This window comes from Methyloversatilis sp. (assembly GCF_051861465.1).
In the GTDB taxonomy this organism is placed as follows: Bacteria; Pseudomonadota; Gammaproteobacteria; order Burkholderiales; family Rhodocyclaceae; genus Methyloversatilis.
This window is the reverse complement of sequence record NZ_JBHYCQ010000005.1, coordinates 219,774-237,422: the sequence shown is the minus strand read 5'-3', so window position 1 is coordinate 237,422 and position 17,649 is coordinate 219,774. Positions and strand designations below refer to the sequence as shown.

18 protein-coding genes are annotated in these 17,649 nt (G+C 65.4%); 12 read left to right on the top strand and 6 right to left on the bottom strand.

Annotated elements, in window-relative coordinates; translation table 11 throughout:
- Positions 1–6 precede the first annotated feature (6 nt).
- From ACTIFF_RS09260 to ACTIFF_RS09250, 3 genes are all read right to left on the bottom strand, one after another.
- The gene (locus tag ACTIFF_RS09260; protein WP_439536558.1) at positions 7–546 is read right to left on the bottom strand and encodes a putative signal transducing protein; all 540 of its coding nucleotides are present in this window, start codon (positions 544–546) and stop codon (positions 7–9) included.
- 82 nt (positions 547–628) lie between these two features.
- Complete coding sequence (locus ACTIFF_RS09255; protein ID WP_439536557.1) at positions 629–1,696, bottom strand: hypothetical protein; 1,068 nt, start codon at positions 1,694–1,696, stop codon at positions 629–631.
- Positions 1,697–1,720: 24 nt separating this feature from the next.
- Positions 1,721–1,930, bottom strand: coding sequence for a DUF7661 family protein (locus ACTIFF_RS09250; protein ID WP_439536556.1), 210 nt, complete (start codon positions 1,928–1,930; stop codon positions 1,721–1,723).
- A gap of 290 nt (positions 1,931–2,220) precedes the next feature.
- On the opposite strand from ACTIFF_RS09250, the gene ACTIFF_RS09245 reads away from it, so the two are divergent.
- Entirely contained in the window at positions 2,221–2,631 is a 411-nt protein-coding gene (locus ACTIFF_RS09245; protein ID WP_439536555.1) for a hypothetical protein, read from the top strand.
- Between the two features lie 32 nt (positions 2,632–2,663).
- Here ACTIFF_RS09245 and ACTIFF_RS09240 read toward each other — a convergent pair whose 3' ends face one another.
- Positions 2,664–4,595 (bottom strand): ATP-dependent DNA helicase, encoded by a 1,932-nt coding sequence (locus ACTIFF_RS09240; RefSeq protein ID WP_439536554.1) that lies wholly within the window; start codon positions 4,593–4,595, stop codon positions 2,664–2,666.
- A 209-nt stretch (positions 4,596–4,804) separates the two neighbouring features.
- Between ACTIFF_RS09240 and ACTIFF_RS09235 the strand changes: the two genes are divergently transcribed.
- The 3 genes from ACTIFF_RS09235 to ACTIFF_RS09225 all read left to right on the top strand — a co-directional run bounded on the left by ACTIFF_RS09235 (position 4,805) and on the right by ACTIFF_RS09225 (position 6,060).
- Positions 4,805–5,086: a BrnT family toxin gene (locus tag ACTIFF_RS09235; RefSeq protein ID WP_439536553.1), complete on the top strand. Its 282-nt coding sequence runs from the start codon at positions 4,805–4,807 to the stop codon at positions 5,084–5,086.
- On the top strand, positions 5,083–5,298 hold the full coding sequence (locus tag ACTIFF_RS09230; RefSeq protein ID WP_439536552.1) for a BrnA antitoxin family protein: 216 nt from the start codon (positions 5,083–5,085) through the stop codon (positions 5,296–5,298). Before ACTIFF_RS09235 ends, ACTIFF_RS09230 begins: the two co-directional genes overlap by 4 nt.
- Before the next feature lie 165 nt (positions 5,299–5,463).
- Positions 5,464–6,060, top strand: coding sequence for an HNH endonuclease (locus ACTIFF_RS09225; RefSeq protein ID WP_439536551.1), 597 nt, complete (start codon positions 5,464–5,466; stop codon positions 6,058–6,060).
- Between the two features lie 368 nt (positions 6,061–6,428).
- On the opposite strand, the gene ACTIFF_RS09220 is transcribed toward ACTIFF_RS09225, so the two are convergent.
- Entirely contained in the window at positions 6,429–7,055 is a 627-nt protein-coding gene (locus tag ACTIFF_RS09220) for a hypothetical protein (protein WP_439536550.1), read from the bottom strand.
- 428 nt (positions 7,056–7,483) lie between these two features.
- Positions 7,484–9,664, bottom strand: a complete 2,181-nt coding sequence (locus ACTIFF_RS09215) for a putative bifunctional diguanylate cyclase/phosphodiesterase (protein ID WP_439536549.1) — start codon at positions 9,662–9,664, stop codon at positions 7,484–7,486.
- Positions 9,665–10,383: 719 nt separating this feature from the next.
- Between ACTIFF_RS09215 and ACTIFF_RS09210 the strand changes: the two genes are divergently transcribed.
- The 8 genes from ACTIFF_RS09210 to rsxC all read left to right on the top strand — a co-directional run bounded on the left by ACTIFF_RS09210 (position 10,384) and on the right by rsxC (position 17,557).
- Positions 10,384–12,540 (top strand): transporter substrate-binding domain-containing protein, encoded by a 2,157-nt coding sequence (locus tag ACTIFF_RS09210; protein ID WP_439536548.1) that lies wholly within the window; start codon positions 10,384–10,386, stop codon positions 12,538–12,540.
- A gap of 105 nt (positions 12,541–12,645) precedes the next feature.
- Entirely contained in the window at positions 12,646–13,485 is an 840-nt protein-coding gene (locus ACTIFF_RS09205; protein ID WP_439536547.1) for an enoyl-CoA hydratase/isomerase family protein, read from the top strand.
- Between the two features lie 7 nt (positions 13,486–13,492).
- Positions 13,493–13,879, top strand: coding sequence for a DUF488 domain-containing protein (locus ACTIFF_RS09200; RefSeq protein WP_439536546.1), 387 nt, complete (start codon positions 13,493–13,495; stop codon positions 13,877–13,879).
- A gap of 90 nt (positions 13,880–13,969) precedes the next feature.
- Complete coding sequence (locus tag ACTIFF_RS09195) at positions 13,970–14,383, top strand: YidB family protein (RefSeq protein ID WP_439536545.1); 414 nt, start codon at positions 13,970–13,972, stop codon at positions 14,381–14,383.
- 14 nt (positions 14,384–14,397) lie between these two features.
- Entirely contained in the window at positions 14,398–14,580 is a 183-nt protein-coding gene (locus ACTIFF_RS09190) for a hypothetical protein (protein WP_069040030.1), read from the top strand.
- A 151-nt stretch (positions 14,581–14,731) separates the two neighbouring features.
- The gene (gene rsxA, locus ACTIFF_RS09185) at positions 14,732–15,310 is read left to right on the top strand and encodes an electron transport complex subunit RsxA (RefSeq protein WP_069040029.1); all 579 of its coding nucleotides are present in this window, start codon (positions 14,732–14,734) and stop codon (positions 15,308–15,310) included.
- On the top strand, positions 15,307–15,885 hold the full coding sequence (gene rsxB / locus ACTIFF_RS09180) for an electron transport complex subunit RsxB (RefSeq protein WP_439536544.1): 579 nt from the start codon (positions 15,307–15,309) through the stop codon (positions 15,883–15,885). The genes rsxA and rsxB overlap by 4 nt, the downstream gene beginning before the upstream one ends.
- A 1-nt stretch (position 15,886) precedes the next feature.
- The gene (rsxC, locus tag ACTIFF_RS09175; RefSeq protein ID WP_439536543.1) at positions 15,887–17,557 is read left to right on the top strand and encodes an electron transport complex subunit RsxC; all 1,671 of its coding nucleotides are present in this window, start codon (positions 15,887–15,889) and stop codon (positions 17,555–17,557) included.
- Positions 17,558–17,649 lie beyond the last annotated feature (92 nt).

Genomic DNA, 17,649 nt, shown 5'->3' with positions numbered 1-17,649 from the left:
GGACACTCAGCGCAAACGCTGTGCGGCGCCGTACCCGGGAGAGGTCGGCACCACCGGAAGCGCGTCGGCGTTCGTCGCACGGCCGTCAATGCGACCGCCGATATCGATGATTTCGACCACCTCAACGGCCTCGACCGCGCGCGCGTACAGCCAGCATGCCGTCGCGACCACGGCCACGGCAATCCACATGCCGAAGGGGTTGCGGCCATCGCGCCGGCGCTGCGGGGGCTGATGGGGCTGCCGGTGCCCAGACTGCTCGCCAGCGGGCGCGGTGACATCGTCGGACGACGCGTCGTCACGCACCGACTGCTGCGAAGTGTCAGCGATGTCGCCGACCGCGCTGGCTTCCCAGCGTTCGATGACCGCACGCCCCGCGCCATAGTGGTGATCATCCACCACCAGCCGGACCAGGCCGGCAGCCGGCAGTTCGCCCATGCCACCCTGCAGGAACTCACCATGGATCACCGACGGCACGCCTTCCTGTGCCAGCAGGTCCTTCAGCAGATGGGCTTCGACGAGGCTGGCCGCTTCGTAAAGGGTTTTCATCGCGTTCGATGCACAAAGGATGAATGAATCGGAGGGTACATCACCGCCGCGAGCAGATCATGTTGCAGCGCTCACAGCGCGCTCATCGGGGATCGGGCTTCGCAAACAGCGCGTGCAATCCGCGGTCGGTCGCGCCGGGGTCGACCGAAATCCGCAGCGCGCTCACCGCTTCGCCCGCTGACGCCGCTGTCAGGCGGTCACCGCTGAGCAGGCAATCGTAGGCGTGATCGAGGCTGACCGGCAGCGCGCGGAAAAAACCGCCTGCGCCGCCCTGATCGCTGACGGTCACGATGTCGCGCGGCAAGGGCGCCGGCAGATCGACGCCACCGCCATGCCAGCGCGGCAGGAAGTCCGCGGCCGGCGGCAGCACGACCGGATCGGCGGGCTGGAATTCGGTCAGTGCGGCGCCGGAGGCGTCCCGCCAGTGCAGCCTGAGCCGTGGCAGCGCGGTGCCGGGCCGCCATGCGAAATGCAGATCTGCGCCGTTGCGGCACATGTACGGATGCATCTGTGTCGCGGTGTCCGCCCAGTGACCACCCGACATCGCGTCGACGCGCTCGACCGTCACACCCGCTGGCGCACTCAGCGATTGAACGAGGAGGTCACCGGTGCCGCCGCCGACGGCGGCGAGCCGGAAACGCAGCACCGGCCGCACGTCATGCGGCAGCGGCCGCTGATCGGTTGCGGCCACGCGGGCGCCATCGATCAGGCGCACCAGATGGAAGTAAGGTATCTGCAGCGCGCTGACGATGCCGACCGGCAGCAACAGCATCAGCAGGCCGCTGACCGCCAGCCATGCACTTTCACCCCGACCCAGCCGCGGCGAGGAGAGCCACCCAGCCAGCCCGTGCAGACCGAACCACAGCAGTGGCGCCAGCGTGAACAGCGCGACATAGAACACCGCCAGGCCTTCCATGCCCGGCACCGCGCGCGCGGCGAACAGCACGGCGGCCACGGTCAGCGCGAGGATGGGCAGCGAACACAGGCGCACGAACAACGCACTGGCGCCCTTGCCGCGCGCCCTGAACATGCGCTGCTCGATCACGGCGAGCACCCCGACGGCGATCAGCAGCGCCAGCAACACGCCGCCCCAGAAGATCAGGCCGAATGTTCCGGGCGTGTCCGGGATGCGCGCGAGGGAGGCGAACATGGCAGGTGCGCGGTGCGACGGCTTTCAGCGGATGCGCCGCACGTTCAGCCCCGGCGAAGCGAGGTCCTGGAAGCTGTGTGTGAGCACCTCGGCCAGACGGTCTTCCGTCAGCCCGCGCGGGAAGGACACGTCATAGTCGCGATGGCGCATGCCGGGACCGAGCCGGTAGGCGACCCACGCTCCCGACTCCTCGCAAACCTCGACCTCGAACCGGCCATAGACTTCGAAAACCATGGTGTGTAACCGGTAGATTGGTGCAAGAAAACAGGCCCCTGTCAGCGGGGCACCGGATGCATGTCTGCAGACCTGAATACGGTTCTCGTCCAGCGATCATTCACGATGAACCGGGCCGCTACCGTGATGCAGCGCGGGTGGAGCGCCCCGCGCGGGTAAATATTCGTTTCGCTGCGTCACCCTGCTCACTCGCCGCTCAAGCCGGATCGGCGCGCAACCGTAAAAGCGCTCTGGACGACGTCGGCTGAATGCCCGCGTCACCGGCGACCGAGCATAAGGATAACGCCAACATGATGAGCGAAAAGGCCACCGAACAAACCTATGTTGCGCTTCTGCAAAACTGGACCGCAAGTCTGCGCAGGCGCTTCAAACTCGGCCCGTCGTGGACGGCCGCAATAGACAGACTGGAGCGCCGTCTGGCCGAGCGCCCGCAATCGGTCACCGCACTCGATGTGGGCCGCCTTTTCCAGCCGCTCGAAAAGCATCGCGCCGTGACCGAGCACACCCCCGGGGCGGACCGCGCGCTGCAATACCTGATCGAGTCGGGCCGCCTGGGCGCGATAGACAAGGCGTCGGACGAGCTCTACGCGTGGTTCCGCAAGCACTACCTGTGGGCCACCGGCAGCCTGTCGATCAACGTCAGCGAGTTGAACACCCACACCTCCGACGAGGCGATCCGCCAGTACTTCAACGCACACTGAGTCTGCCGCGGGCCGCGCCCTCGCGGCCCGGCTCAGCCGCCCAGGCTCTCGAGAAACTCCACCGCCACGTCTTCGCTGCGCGTGCGGCGCATCGGCGGCAGGCTGCGCCAGATGGTCTTGCCGTAGTGCTTGTCGATCAGGCGCGGGTCGCACACGACGAGCACACCGTGGTCGCGCTCGTCGCGGATCAGCCGGCCTGCGCCCTGCTTCATGCTGATCACGGCATGCGGCAGCTGGTAATCCATGAACGCGTTGCGGCCTTCGCGCTTCATGTGTTCGATGCGCGCCGACAATACCGGGTCGTCCGGCGGTGCGAACGGCAGCTTGTCGATGATGACCAGCTGCAGCGCGTCGCCACGCACATCCACGCCTTCCCAGAAACTCTGGCTGGCGACCAGCACGGCGTTGCCGGCGGCGCGGTGCCGCTCGAGCAGCTCGCTGCGCGTGGCCTGGCCCTGCATCAGCAGCGGGCGGTCAGGATCGTAGGCCGACAGCTTGTCCTCGATCAGTTCGTGGATGCGCTTCATCGCGCGCAGCGAGGTGCACAGCACGAACACGCCACCGCGGCAGGCCTTGATCAGCGGCCAGGCGGTGCGCGCCACCGCTTCGGCGTAGGTGGGCGCGGACGGTTCGGGCATGTTTTCGGGCGCATACAGCAGCGCCTGTTCGCCGTAGTTGAAGGGGCTGCCCCACTGCGCGGTCTCGGCGCCGGCCAGGCCCAGTTCGCCGCAGTAATGGCCGAAGTCGCCGCCGACCGCCAGCGTGGCCGACGTGAAAATCCACGCCCGCGGGTTGTCTTCCATCTGGCGCCGGAAAATGTCGGCCACCGACAGCGGCGTGGCGTTCAGCGCCAGCGCCTGCGTATACACCTCGGCCCAGCGCACGCGGTCGGGCTGGTCAGGCTTCTGCCAGCGTTCGATGCGCGCCACCAGATCGAGCGAGCGCTGCCAGCACTTTTCCAGTCCCTCGCTGCGCCCGGCCTGGGTTTCGAGCACGCCGGCCAGCTCGCGCAAGGCGTCCAGCACGGTGGCCAGTGCCGGCGCGAACGCAGCGCGCTCGTCGATCTGCGCCGCCGACAGGCGCACGTTCTCTTCGCGGAACACCAGCCGCAGGTCGCGCGCCGTCTTGGCCATGCGCTCGGCGGCTTCGGGTAACTGCTTGAAGTCCTTGGCATTGATGACGGCCTCGGCGCGTGTGTCGCGCGCCAGCTCCAGCATCTGCGAAGTCGATACCGACTCGCCGAAGAACAGGCTGGCGGTCTCGGCAAGCTGATGCGCTTCGTCGAACACCACCGCATTGCAGGCCGGAAGCAGTTCGGCCACGCCTTCGTCACGCAGCATCAGGTCGGCGAAGAACAGATGGTGATTCACCACCACCACGTCCGCCTCCATCGCCTCGCGCCGCGCCGCGGTGACGAAGCATTCCTTCGCGTTCGGACAATCCTGGCCCAGACAGTTGTCGCGCGTCGAAGTGGCCATCTGCCAGGCGCCCGACTCTTCCGGCACCTCGGTGCACTGCGCCTTGTCGCCACTGTTCGTCACCTTGGCCCAGCGCGCGATGGCCTGCAGATGCCCGGCCTCTTCGCGCGAGCCCAGCCGGCCGTCGTGCAGGGACCGTTCGAGGTGGTAGTGGCACAGATAGTTGGCGCGCCCCTTCAGCAGCGCAATGGTCACTGGCACGCCCAGCGCGCCGCGCACTGTCGGCAGGTCGCGCTGGAACAACTGGTCCTGCAGCGTCTTGGTGCCGGTCGACACGATCACCTTGGTGCCGGAGAGCAGCGCCGGCACGAGATAAGCGTAGGTCTTGCCCGTCCCGGTGCCCGCCTCGACCACCAGCACCCCGCGCTGTTCGATCGCCGCCGCCACCCGCTCGGCCATTTCCGTCTGCTGCGCACGCGGCGTGAACCCGTCGATCGCCCGCGCAAGCGGTCCGTCGACGGCGAATGTGGTGGGAATGTCTGGCACGAAGAGAAGATCGGATGGAGGTTGGTCGAAGTGTACAGCACGCCTCGGCGCTGACCGGCAACGCAGCGCGGATTTCTCGCTCAAAGAATCCCTTTGGTATATTCGGCCACACCCCTGCGCACTGATCCGACGATGGCCACCGCTGCCCTCACACAGTCCATCACGTCCTTGAACTGTAACTACACTGTAGTTACACTAGGATCATCGTCGTGATCGTTTTCGAATGGGACGAGCGACAAGCGGTCGCCAATCTACGGAAGCACGGCGTCAGCTTAGAAGAGGCAAGAACCGCCTTCTCTGACGAGCACGCGCGATTGATCGCGGACCCGGATCACTCGGCAGACGAAGACATATTTGTTCTGCCGGGTTACGGACACGGCCAGACGCTGCTGGTGGTGTGTCATTGCTATCGCACTGCAGATCGCATCATTCGCATCATTTCGACCAGACGCGCAACGCTCCGCGAAGCGATGTTTGCTGACAGGACATGACCTTGCGCCCCGAATACGACTTCTCGAAAGCAACAAAGAACCCCCACGCGGCACAACTCAAGAAGCAGATCACGATCCGGCTCGACGAAGAATCGATCCAGTACTTCAAGTCACTCGCAGCAGAGACCGGCATTCCCTACCAGAGCCTGATCAATCTCTATCTGCGCGACTGCGCCGCGTCGCGCCGGACGATTGATCTGAAATGGACGTAACTTCGCGGCGACGCTCAGCAGCATCGGCGCTGCGCAACCGCCAGCTCATACGTACGTCAGGACATGCCGCAGTCCTGAGCAGAATGCGGTCGATGCCCAACGGATAGCTGCACGCAGATCGGCTAGCATGTCCGGGTAGTTGACCGACTGGAGACTGCAACGACCATGCCGACCAAACCGCTCGACCGCCTGCTGTTCGTTCAGGGTGGCCTGTGCTTCTTCTGCAAACAGCCCCTGCCCCGGGACAGCGCAAGCATCGAACACCTGCTGGCCATTGCAAAGGGCGGCGCCAATGGTGACGACAACTGCGTTGCGTGCTGCAAGACGGTGAATACCCTACTTGGCAGCATGTCGATCAAGCAGAAGTTCGAAGTCGTACTGAATCAGAAGGGGCACTTCCGATGCCCGAACAACACAGGCCATCTGCCACCGAAGCCGATCGCGCCCACGGCACCGACGCCCATCGTCGTTGCACCGAAACCGGTCGTCGCCTCGCCGACCCTGCCAAAATCCGCAAAACCCACGCCGCCAAAACCCACTGCAGCATCCGCCCCGAAAAAGGTCGACCGCTTCGCGATGGTGGTCGCCAACCTGAAAACGCGCGGCAACTCACGTCCAAGAACACTGAAAACACTAACGACTACGGTTACAGCGCTTTTTCCGAAGGGCATTTCCAAGGCTGAGGTAGCCGCGATCGTCAGGCATCTGCAGGCGACGGGGAAGGTGAAGGTCGAGGGGGAGAAGGTGGCGTATCAGCTCTGAAATCGAACACTTCGGATACTCTCCAACAGGCTGATGCGAAACCCGTGAATGTATCGACCCGGGCCTTCTAGACACCCTGTAGCCTCACAATCGAGGCATGACGGAGGTGTATATGGAAAAGTAGAAGGACGAGTCGAGGTAGAAGTCTGCCTCAAAACCCGCACCCGGAAACAGGAGCGGTGTTTCTCACCAGCCTGTTAAGCGCCAAAATTGCTGCCAGTTTGCAATGAAATGCAGGGCACTCGGACCCGCAATCAAAGCGATCAGCACAAACCGAAGATCGCGAGAAATAAGTGCCCACATTCGTGCTTGGTCGTTCTTGAATGCACAGTAAGCACTGTCGGAATTTTCTCTAGGCCTCCGAATGTTCATGATGCCCCCTGAAGAGATGACCCTGTTACTGGGACACTTTCCGACACTTCTTTCTCCAGTGGCGCAGCGGCGGGTGAAGGCGGCGCATCCCAAACGGCACGGATGGCTTCTAGGTCGCTATAACCACCGACTTCTGTAAGGCGGTTCACGAAGCGACTGTATAGGTCCGTCTGCACAATCTTTTTTCGCCACATAGCCTCCACCGCAACGTTCGGGTTCAATAGGAGCACGTAGTGAAAGTCGCCTGAAGGTCCTTTTTTCGCGCAAATGAACTTTAGTTCTTGAAGCCGCTTCATCCTTCGACGCCATGTATCTACAGCACGCTCCCCGCTGAATCCTACCTCTGCCGCAAAGGTTGCAGGATTCTCAATAGTCACTAGCGGATGATCCGGGGATCGCGCCCAGAGGCAGAATAATGCATGACCTGCGGGCTGTCCTTTTGACTGATCATCGATCGCTTGCATGGCATAAGGAAGGGTCCGCGGCAGCGTCGTGTAGCCGTCGTTTTGTTTGCGGGTCCATAGCCACACGGATTCGAATGAAGGGAAATGGAGCTCGAGTTGTTGTTGCGCCCGCTCTGACATTTTCAGTTTCTTGACGCCTGCTTGTCTTACAGAAGCCATGTCGTTACCTCGCAGTTAGCCTTGTCCCAAAACAAGTATCTCTTGTGCGAACAGGCTTTCGCAACGAGTGAGTTCGCATGATATGGCGCCAACTGGATCCATTTACGCTGACATCTGAAAGTCTTGAACGAATAGAGTTTCAACTCCAAACGGATCACTGAGATCGCATGAATCCGCACATAAGAAGCAGCACTACCTGCAAAAATTCAATGGCTTGGTTAGGGAAACCGGTGCTCAATGTGCTCGTTGTGCTCCACTGTGCTCGATGTGCTCAATGTGCTCCAGGGTGATGGTGCAGGAAGAGGGGCGCGAACTCGGCAGCGAGGTTGCGAAACCGGCACGTCGGCTGGAAGTCGGCATCAAGCAAGGGCGTCCTACCGCGACATATCACGCACCCGCTATTGGCCGAATAGCCGACAACCCGCCGTTCAGACGACGGCAATCCCGCTTCCGCTGAGCGGCTGGCGTCGCCCACTGGCGAGCAGCGCGCTCGCGTCGGCAGCCGGCAGCGGGTGGCTGAACAGGTAGCCCTGCATGACCTGACAGCCGTGCTCCTGCAGGAAGGCAAGCTGCGGCATCGTTTCGACGCCTTCGGCAACGACATCCATGCGCAGCGCGTGGGCCATGGCGAGAATGGATGCGCAGATGGCGGCGTCGTCCGGGTCGTCGGAAATGTCGCGCACGAAAGAGCGGTCGATCTTGATCACGTCCAGCGGAAAGCGCTTCAGGTAGGCGAGACTGGAATAACCGGTGCCGAAGTCGTCCACTGCGATCGACACGCCCATATCCTTGATCTGGCGCAGCACGCGCACCGATTTGCCGGCGTCCTGCATGAGCAGCGATTCGGTGATTTCCACTTCCAGGTTGCCGGCGTCAAGGCCGCTGTCGCGCAGCGCGCTGGTGACCGTTTCCACCAGATCACTGCCGGCGAACTGGCGGGCGGACAGGTTCACCGCCATGCGCAGGTGCCGGCCGAATTCCTTCACCCAGATGCATGCCTGGGTGCAGGCTTCGCGCAGCACCCAGGTGCCGATCAGTACGATCAGGCCGGTCTCTTCGGCCAGCGGTATGAATTCCAGCGGCGACAGCAGGCCGCGGCGCGGGTGGCGCCAGCGCACCAGCGCCTCGAAGCCGGCGACGCGTCCGTCGCGCGTGAGATCGACCTTGGGCTGGTAGTGCAGTTCGAATTCATCGTTGGCCAGCGCCGCGCGCAGTTCGCGTTCCAGTTCGAGCCGGTTGTTGGCCGCGCCGCCCTCTTCCGGGCTGTAGAAGCGCAGCGTGTTGCGCCCTTCCTTCTTCGCCCGGTACATCGCGAGGTCGGCGTGCTTGAGCAGCGTGCCTGCGTCCTCGCCGTCGGACGGGAACAGCGCCACGCCCATGCTGGCGGTGCAGTAGATGGGATGGCCGAGCAGTTCGACCGGCGGCTCGATGGCGCGCATCACGTTGCGGCACACCGTTTCGGCGTCGGCCGCGCGGTGCAGGTCGGGCAGCACGATGACGAATTCGTCGCCGCCCAGACGGGCCAGCGTGTCGCTCGCGCGCAAGGCGAGCGACAGGCGCTCGGTGATCTGGCGCAGCAGTTCGTCGCCGGCGTCGTGACCCATGCTGTCGTTGATCACCTTGAAACGGTCGATGTCGACGAACAGCACGGCCAGAATGGTTTTGCCATCCGCCTGGCGGGCCAGCGCACGATTGAGACGATCGCTCAGCATGGCGCGGTTGGGCAGGCCGGTCAGGGCATCGAAATTGGCCGCCTGGTAAAGCTTGGCTTCGCTGAACTTGTGCTCGGTCACGTCGCGGGCGATGCCGTCCACGCGCACGCGCGTGCCGGATTCGTTGCATACGACGCGCGCGCGGTCGTGTATCCAGCGTACCTCGCCATCGGGGCGCACGATGCGATACTCGCTCGCCAGACTGCCGACCTTCGACACATCCTTGAGTGAATGGCGCATGCGCTCACGGTCGTCCGGGTGCACCATGTCGAGCCAGTCGATGCGGCCGTCGAGGAATGCCTCCGCCGGTACGCCGTAGATATTGACTGCAGCCGGGTTGAGATAGACCAGTCGCTGCGTTCTGAGATCGATCGACCAGATGATGTCTTCCAGCGTGGCGAGAATGCTCTGCAGGCGCAGTTCGCTCTCGCGCAGCACCGCATTCGCGGCCAGCTGCTCGCGTTGCGCTGCCGCCTTCTTCAGCTCTCGGTGGACGACGGCCGGCAGGCGCTGCAGGTTCTTCTTCAGCAGGTAATCCTGTGCGCCGGCCCGCATCGCCTCGACCGCGATGTCTTCGCCGATCCCGCCTGACACGATGATGAGCGGCAGATCGGGGTCGAAGCGCTTGACGATGTTCAGTGCGTCCAGACCATTGAAGGTCGGCAGCAGGTAGTCGCTGATGACAATGTCCCAGCCCCCACGCACCAGCGCATCGCGCAACCCGCCCGGTGTTTCGACGCACACCGACGTGACGTCGTAGCCACCTGCCCTCAGGCGGACCAGCAGTACGCACAGGTCAACCGGATTGTCTTCGACGATCAGCGCGCGCAGGGCGACCGTGTCCGCGGGAGAGGCCGATTGCTCGCGAGCCGCCATGTCGCGGGGGGTGTCCTGCATTGCGTGTGGTCTCCTCGATGTCCTCATGTGCCGAACGGGACGTGCATCAGTATCGGCAGCAGGAAGGAATCACTTGAGCAGTGCTTTGCCGCGCCCGGTCGCATGGAAAATCGTTCCATACAGGCGGGCGGCACAGGCCCCTCCTGCCGATCGAAATGGCCCGTCGGCGCACGCCGGATGCGCCCGATTCCGGACGGTCCGGACGCCGATGGACCGTTCGGCATTCAACCAGCCACGAATGCACGGGGTCACCTTCATCATAGGCCCTTGCATCCGTCATGGGTTGCAGAAGCCGCCCGCGATCCGGGCGGGCTCGACTGATACGCCCTGCCCCACCGAACTGCCTGCACCCGCACGCCCTGCCGGTGCCCGGTGTGCGGACAACACATGACGCCTCCTGCAGCCGCATAGCCCATCGTCACCTTGACTCCCCGGTCGTGAATCGTCGGTCGCCGATCGGCGACGCAAAACGCGGTCCCTGATGGCGTACCGTTTGTCCGACGCGCGCATCGGTCGCATATCCGACGCTCTGCCAGCACCTGCAACAGAACGTCCGGGACAGTTCGCACGCAAAGCAAGGCGCGGACACGCCGCAGACTCCATGCCAAGCGCGCAGCATGCCGCCACTGCATGAATCTCTTGTAGTCTTGCGCCCTGCAGGGTGTCCGGGCCACACAGGGGAGGTGTCCGCAGCCGCTGCAGCCCACTTGATTCACGCAATGACGCACCGGTTACGCCCGAAGCACTTGATACCCATCTGCCGGCCGGCTCCCGGTCTGCGCAGCACCGGAATTTACCGTGCCGCACTGCGCCCGCTGCTCATCGGCATGCTCTGCTTCGGCGCCTGCAGCGCGGCATTCGCCGACACCCTGCGCTACGGCGGCGACCGCGACTTCCGGCCCTTCGAATTCATCGACGAGAACGGCCGGCCGCAAGGTTTCCAGATTGAACTGATCGCCGAACTGGCGCGCGTCACCGGGCTCGACATTGTCCCGCGGCTCGACGACTGGTCCGCCATCGAGGCCGGCTTCCGTGCCGGCGAACTGGACCTGATCGCGATGTCGCGCACGCGCAGTCGCGAGCACTGGGCAGCGTTCGCGATCGCGCATGCCACACCGGCCATGTCGATCTATCACCGGCGCGACGACCGTGCACCGGTATCGCTGGCTGACCTGTCGCGCGGCATCATTGCCGTGCCCGACAGCGAACCGATGCGCGAAACCCGGGAGAATTTCCTTGCCGGCGAACAGTACCGCTTCCTGAACGTTGCGGACCACGCCGCCGCGCTCGCGGCCGTGCGCAACGGCAGCGCCGTGTTTGCGCTGATGCCGCGTGCCTACGGCGACAAGTTGCTGGACAGCGGCCGCTACGACACGGTGGTGGCGAGCAACTTCATGCTTCAGCTGCAGGACTACGGCTTTGCGGTCGCGCCGGACAACGAGGCGCTGCGCGCGGTGCTGAACGGTGCGCTGAACGAACTCGAACACGCCGGCACGCTCGATGCCCTGCGCATGAAATGGCTGCACAGCCATCGTGACGCAGCCGACCGCAGCGCGCTTGAGGCACGCGTGGTCACCCAGCGCATGGACCTGATGCTGCTCGGCGCGACAGCGGCGGTCGCATTGGGCTGGCTGGCGCTGCGACTGCGTCGCCGCCGGGCCGAGACCGCGCGCGAACGCATCCGGCGCGCCGAGGCGGAACAGGCATTGCAGCGGGCGGAAGATCGGCTGGCCCGAGCATTCACCCATCACCCCGACGCCATGCTGATCAGCGAGTATCACAGCGGCCGCGTGCTCGATGTCAATGACGCACTGTGCCGGCTGGCGGGCGCCGAGGCGGACGCGCTCATCGGTCAGCCGATCGACGCGTTGCCGGCCCTGGTCGATCCGGATGGACTGCGCACCCTGCGCGAGCTGATGCGTGTCGACGGCGAAGTGAGCAGCACGCCGGTGCGCCTGCGCAGGGCCGACGGCGCCCTGCGCGCCTGTCTGGTGTCATCCGGGGAATTCGGTTCGGACGGCGCGCGCGCGGTGTTTTCCATCATCCGTGACGTCACCGACCTGCTGCGCGAGAGCGACGCACTGCGTACCGCCTACGACGCGCTGACCGAATCGGCGCACCGGCAGGCCGAAACACTGGCCCAGACACGGACCGCACTGGCCGGCACCGAGAGTGAGCTGCAAACGCTGACCGCCTCGATTTCGCACGACCTGCGCGGGCCGCTGCGCATCATCCGCGGCTTTTCCAGCATGCTGCGTGACGATCTGCAGTCCGGCAACATCGACAAGGTGCTGCGGCATGCCGAGCGCATCGACAACGTCGCACGCCGCATGGACGACATCATCGAGGCGCTGACCCGTCTCGCCGGCGCCACGCGGTACCCGATCGAGCCAGTGCGCATCGACATGGCGGCCAGCGCCGCCCGCGCCTGGGCGCTGCTTGAGGACATGGGCGAGACCGGTCAAACCACGCTGCGCATCGGCGACCTGCCATTCGCCACCGGCGACGAAGCGATGCTGGCCCAGGTGTGGCAGAACCTGCTCGGCAACGCCTGCAAGTACTCGGCGAAGGCGGCCGAGCCGCGCGTGGCCATTGACGCCTTCGTCGAGGACGGCCGTCAGTGGTACCGGGTGACCGACAACGGCGCCGGCTTCGACATGGCTTATGCCCGTCATCTGTTCGAGCCTTTCCGCCGGCTGCATCTGGCGAGCGAATACAACGGCTCGGGCGTCGGGCTGAGCATCGTGCATCGCATCGTCCACCTCCATGGCGGCGACATCCGGGCGCGCGGAAACGTCGGCGTCGGTGCAGTCTTCGAATTCACGCTCGACGGGCAAGCACGGGGCCGGAATCCGCCGGCCACGCAGAACGAATGATGCGCAAACGTCGGGGCATCCGTCCGGGTTTGCCGGCCGCCGGTACGAACGGCGACTTCGGTACGGCTGACGCAGTTCGATCAAGACCGCCCAGGGAGGCTGAACATGAATGCACAGACAGATAACGATAGCGACGGCCGCATCCTGACCCACTTCGACGGCGGCGTTGCCGTCGTGACGATGTCGCGCCCGGCGCGGCGCAACGCCTACAGCGCGGCGATGATGCGCGCGCTGCGGCTGGCAGTCGGCGCGGTGCTGTCCCACCCGGCCTGCGAACTGCTCGTGCTGCGCGGCGACGGCGCCAGTTTCAGCGCCGGCGGCGACGTGCATGAATTCGCGCAAGGTCTGGCGCTCGAACCGGCAGCGCGCCAGGCGTCGTTCGAGGCGTTGGTCGCCGAACAGGTCAATCCGGTCATCGTTGCGCTGCGCGCGGCGCACCAGCCGGTGATCGCGGCAGTGCGCGGCGACTGTGTCGGCTATGGCCTGTCGCTGATGCTGGCGTCCGACTTCGCCCTGGCCGCCGACGACGCGCTGTTCAGCACCGCCGGCATCGCGCTGGCCCAGCCGGGGGCCGGCGGGCAGTCCGCCTTCCTGAGCCGCGCGCTGGGCGAACGACGCGCGCGCGAGCTGATGTGGAGCGCGCGCCGCTTCGACGCACACGAAGCGAAGGCGCTCGGTCTGGTCGAACGCGTCGTGCCGGTGGCCGATTTCGAGGCAGCCCTTGCCGATGAAGTGACCCGCCTCACCCGCGGCCCACGCCACGCGTACGCCGAGATCAAGCGTCTGCTGAACGCCGCCGCCGACGGCCCAGCCGGTCAGCCGCTGGCCGCTCAGCTGGCGGCCGAGGCGGCTGCCTTCGGGCGCAGCGCTGCCAGCGCCGACTTTGCCGAAGCCGTCCAGGCCTTCGTGGCACGGCGCAGGCCGCAGTTCGGACGGGATGGATGAATCCGGCATGACGGTGTTCATCGTGAAACTCGGCAGCCCGCGCCTGCCCGGCGAAGGGCTGCGGCTGGGCACCGTGCGGCGGCCGCCGCGTGGCGTGCCGAAGGCCGAGCTCGCTGCGCGCGACTGGTACGACCTGTGGTTTCCGGCGCTGGCACCCTCCGCGGACACGCTCAAGCAGTGGAAAGCCGATCCGTCGCCCGCGCACTGGCCGGCGTTCGCGAAGCGTTACCGCGCCGAAATGGACGCACCGGACGCGCGGCACACGATCGCGCTGCTGGCGGCGCTGTCGCACCGGACCGACTTTTCCGTTGGCTGCTACTGCGCCGACGAGGCGCACTGCCACCGCTCGCTGCTGCGCACCCTGCTGGCCGATGCCGGCGCCCTGATGGGGTGAGGCGGCCGGAGCGGTCACCCGTGTCGGCGGTCCGGGCGCAGGGCGTTACACTGCGACCCGCATCCTCAACATTGTTTCTGGAGATACACCATGGGTCTGTTCGATTCGATCGCAGGTCAGGTGGCCGGCGCGCTGTCCGGCCAGAGTGGCGCACAGGGTTCCGGCCTGTTGCAGCTGTTGATGGGCCTGATCAACAACCCGCAGACCGGCGGCCTGCAGGGGCTGATCGCCGCCTTTCAGGACCAGGGTCTGGGCGATCTGGTGTCGTCCTGGGTCGGCACCGGACAGAACCTGCCGATTTCGCCCGAACAGCTGCAATCGGTGCTCGGCAGCGGACAGATCGGCCAGATTGCGCAGCAGCTCGGGCTGTCGTCGCAGGACGTGTCGGGCGAGCTGAGTGCGCTGCTGCCGCAAGTGATCGATGGCATCACGCCGAATGGTCAGGTACCGGAAGGCGACGCCATGCAGAACGCCCTCGGCATGCTGAGCGGCCTGCTCAAGTAGGGCGGGCGGCACGCATGTTCAAGCTGATCGGCGTCGCACTCGCGATCTACACCGTGTATGCCTTCGTGAAGGGCGAGGTGTATGCGCGCTCTTTCGTGATGGGCCGCAAGGTCACGCGGGCGGAAGATGAAAACTACTTCCTGACCGTGATCGCGATCTACGGGCTGCTGAGCGTCGGGTTGATGACCTTTCTCTGAAGTGGTTCGGGACCGGGTTTTGCAGCCATAACCGGCCACGGATGGGCCCGGCAGCTTGAGTGCTGCGCTGCACTAACGGATAATTCAGCGGTTTCGCGGCGCACCGTGTGCCGCGACGTGCAGTAAACCCCTGGCGAACCTTCGCCCCGTCATGACGAGTTACCTCTATCTGCTGCTGGGTGCCGCGCTGGTCAATAACGTGGTGTTCGTGCGCATTCTCGGCCTGTGCCCCTTCATGGGCGTGTCGAAGAAGCTGGAAACCGCGGTGGGCATGGGTCTGGCAACGATGTTCGTGCTGACGCTCGCGTGCGGCACCAGCTACCTGATCGACACCTTCCTGCTCAAGCCCTTCGATCTCGGCTATCTGTCGACGCTGAGCTTCATCGTGGTGATCGCCGCCATCGTGCAGCTGACCGAACTGGTGATCCAGAAGACCAGCCCGCTGCTGCACCAGGTGCTGGGCATCTACCTGCCGCTGATCACGACCAACTGCGCCGTGCTCGGTGTGCCGCTGCTCAACGCCTCGATGGCGCATGACCTGCTCGAATCTCTGCTGTTCGGCTTTGCGTCGGCGGCCGGTTTCGTGCTGGCGCTGGTGCTGTTCGCCAGCATCCGCGAACGGCTCGACGGCGCCGACATTCCCGCGCCCTTCCGGGGCAACGCCATCGCCATGATCACGGCCGGCCTGATGAGCCTCGCCTTCATGGGTTTTGCAGGGCTGGATTCGTGATCACGGCGCTGCTCGTCATGGCCGGTCTGGCGCTGGTGCTCGGTGCGACGCTGGGCGCCGCATCGGTGCTGTTCAAGACACAGGGCGACCCGCTGGTCGACAAGATCGACGCCATCCTGCCGCAGACGCAGTGCGGCCAGTGCGGCTACCCCGGCTGCAAGCCCTACGCCACGGCGATCGCCGGCGGCGACGCCGACATCAACCAGTGCCCGCCGGGCGGCGACGAAGGCGTGCGCAAGCTGGCCGATCTGCTGGGCCGGGAATACAAGCCGCTGAATGCCGAACACGGCGTCGAAAAACCGAAGTCGGTTGCGGTCATCGACGAGGCAACCTGCATCGGCTGTACGCTGTGCATCCAGGCCTGCCCGGTGGACGCCATCGTCGGCGCCGCCAAGCAGATGCACACCATCGTCGCCGACCTGTGCACCGGCTGCGAACTGTGCGTGCCGCCCTGCCCGGCCGACTGCATCGACATGGTGCCGGTGACCGAAACGGTCGAGAGCTGGAAATGGCGCTACCCGGTGTTCGAACTGAAGGTGCAGCCGGCAACGCTGCCCGCGAAGGAAGCGGCCTGACATGCTGAACAAGCTCTTTTCGTTCAACGGCGGCGTCAAGCCCGATCCGAACAAGTCGGCGTCGACGCGCGAACCGATCGCCCGCCTGGCACTGCCGCCGCAGCTCGTCATTCCGCTGCACCAGCACATCGGCGGCACACCGCGACCGCTGGTGAGCTTTGGCGACAGGGTGCTGCGCGGCCAGCGCATCGGTGCGGCCGACGGCAATGTATCGAGCGCGGTGCATGCGCCCACGTCGGGCCACGTGGTCGCCATCGAGCCACGGCCGATGCCGCATGCATCGGGTCTGTCGTCACCGGCCGTGGTGATCGAGCCGGACGGGCAGGACATCGCCATCGAGCGCGAGCCGTTCGACTGGCACGCCGCCGCGCCGGGCGAAATCCGGGACTTCCTGCGCGATGCCGGCGTGGTGGGTCTGGGCGGTGCGGTGTTTCCGAGCCACCTGAAGCTCAACCCCGGCAAGTCCGGTCACACCGACACGCTGGTGATCAACGGAGCCGAGTGCGAGCCCTTCATCACCTGCGACGACATGCTGATGCGTGCCGAGCCCGAAAACATCCTGCGCGGCGCGCTGATCATGCAGCGCATGCTGGCAGCGAAACAGGTACTGGTGGCGCTGGAGGACAACAAGCCGGACGCTGCTGCCGCGCTGAAGGCCGCAGCGCAGGCGCTGGGCCACGCCTCGCTCGAAGTCGTCGTGGTGCCGACGCGCTACCCGGCCGGCGGCGCCAAGCAGCTGATCCGCGTACTGACCGGCATCGAGGTGCCGCACGGCAGCCGTTCGACCGATTACGGCGTGCAGTGCTTCAACGTCGCCACCGCGCTGGCCGTGTGGCGTGCGCTGGAGCACGGCGAAGCCCTGACCCGGCGCATCGTCACGGTGGCTGGCAACGTCGAGCGGCCGCGCAATTTCGACGTCGCCATCGGCACACCGATCTCGCATCTGTTTGCCGCCGTCGGCCTGAAGCCCGACACCGACAAGCTCATCATGGGCGGCCCGATGATGGGCATTCCGCTGCCCAACATCGATGCGCCGGTGGTCAAGGCCACCAATTGCCTGCTCGCGTCGTCGCCCACGCTGTTTGCACCGCCCGAGCCGGAACTGCCGTGCATCCGCTGCGGCGAATGCGCACGCGCCTGTCCGGCTGACCTGCAACCGTTCGAACTGTACTGGCATTCGCGGGCGCGCAACTTCGGTCGCGCACAGGAATACAAGCTGTTCGACTGCATCGAATGCGGCTGCTGCGCCTACGTGTGCCCGTCGCATATTCCGCTGGTCGATTACTACCGCTACGCCAAGAGTGAAATCTGGGCGCGTGAACGCGACAAGGACGCTGCCGATTCGGCGCGCGAGCGTTTCGAATTCCGCAACTGGCGCGCCGACCGCGAAAAGGAAGAGAAGGCCGCCAAGCTGGCCGCACGCAATGCCGCCAAGCCGGCGGTCAAGCCGGCCGACGGCACAGCCCCGGCCGCCGACGCCGCACCGGCCACCGATGACCCGAAGAAGGCGCTGATCGAAGCGGCCATGGCGCGCGCCAGGGCACAGAAGGAGGCGGTCGCCGCGAAGAACACCGACGCGCTGACGCCGGCCCAGCAGGCGCAGATCGACGCGGCAGAGGAACGCCGCAAGCGCGCGTCGGAACGGAGCGGGAGCGACATACCCGCCGAGTGAGCCAGGCCATGAGCCCCCGCAAGAGCCCCCCCATGAGCTGACCCGCGATTGCCCCGGGCAGTCCCCACCCGACGGCCCCGCCGACCACCACG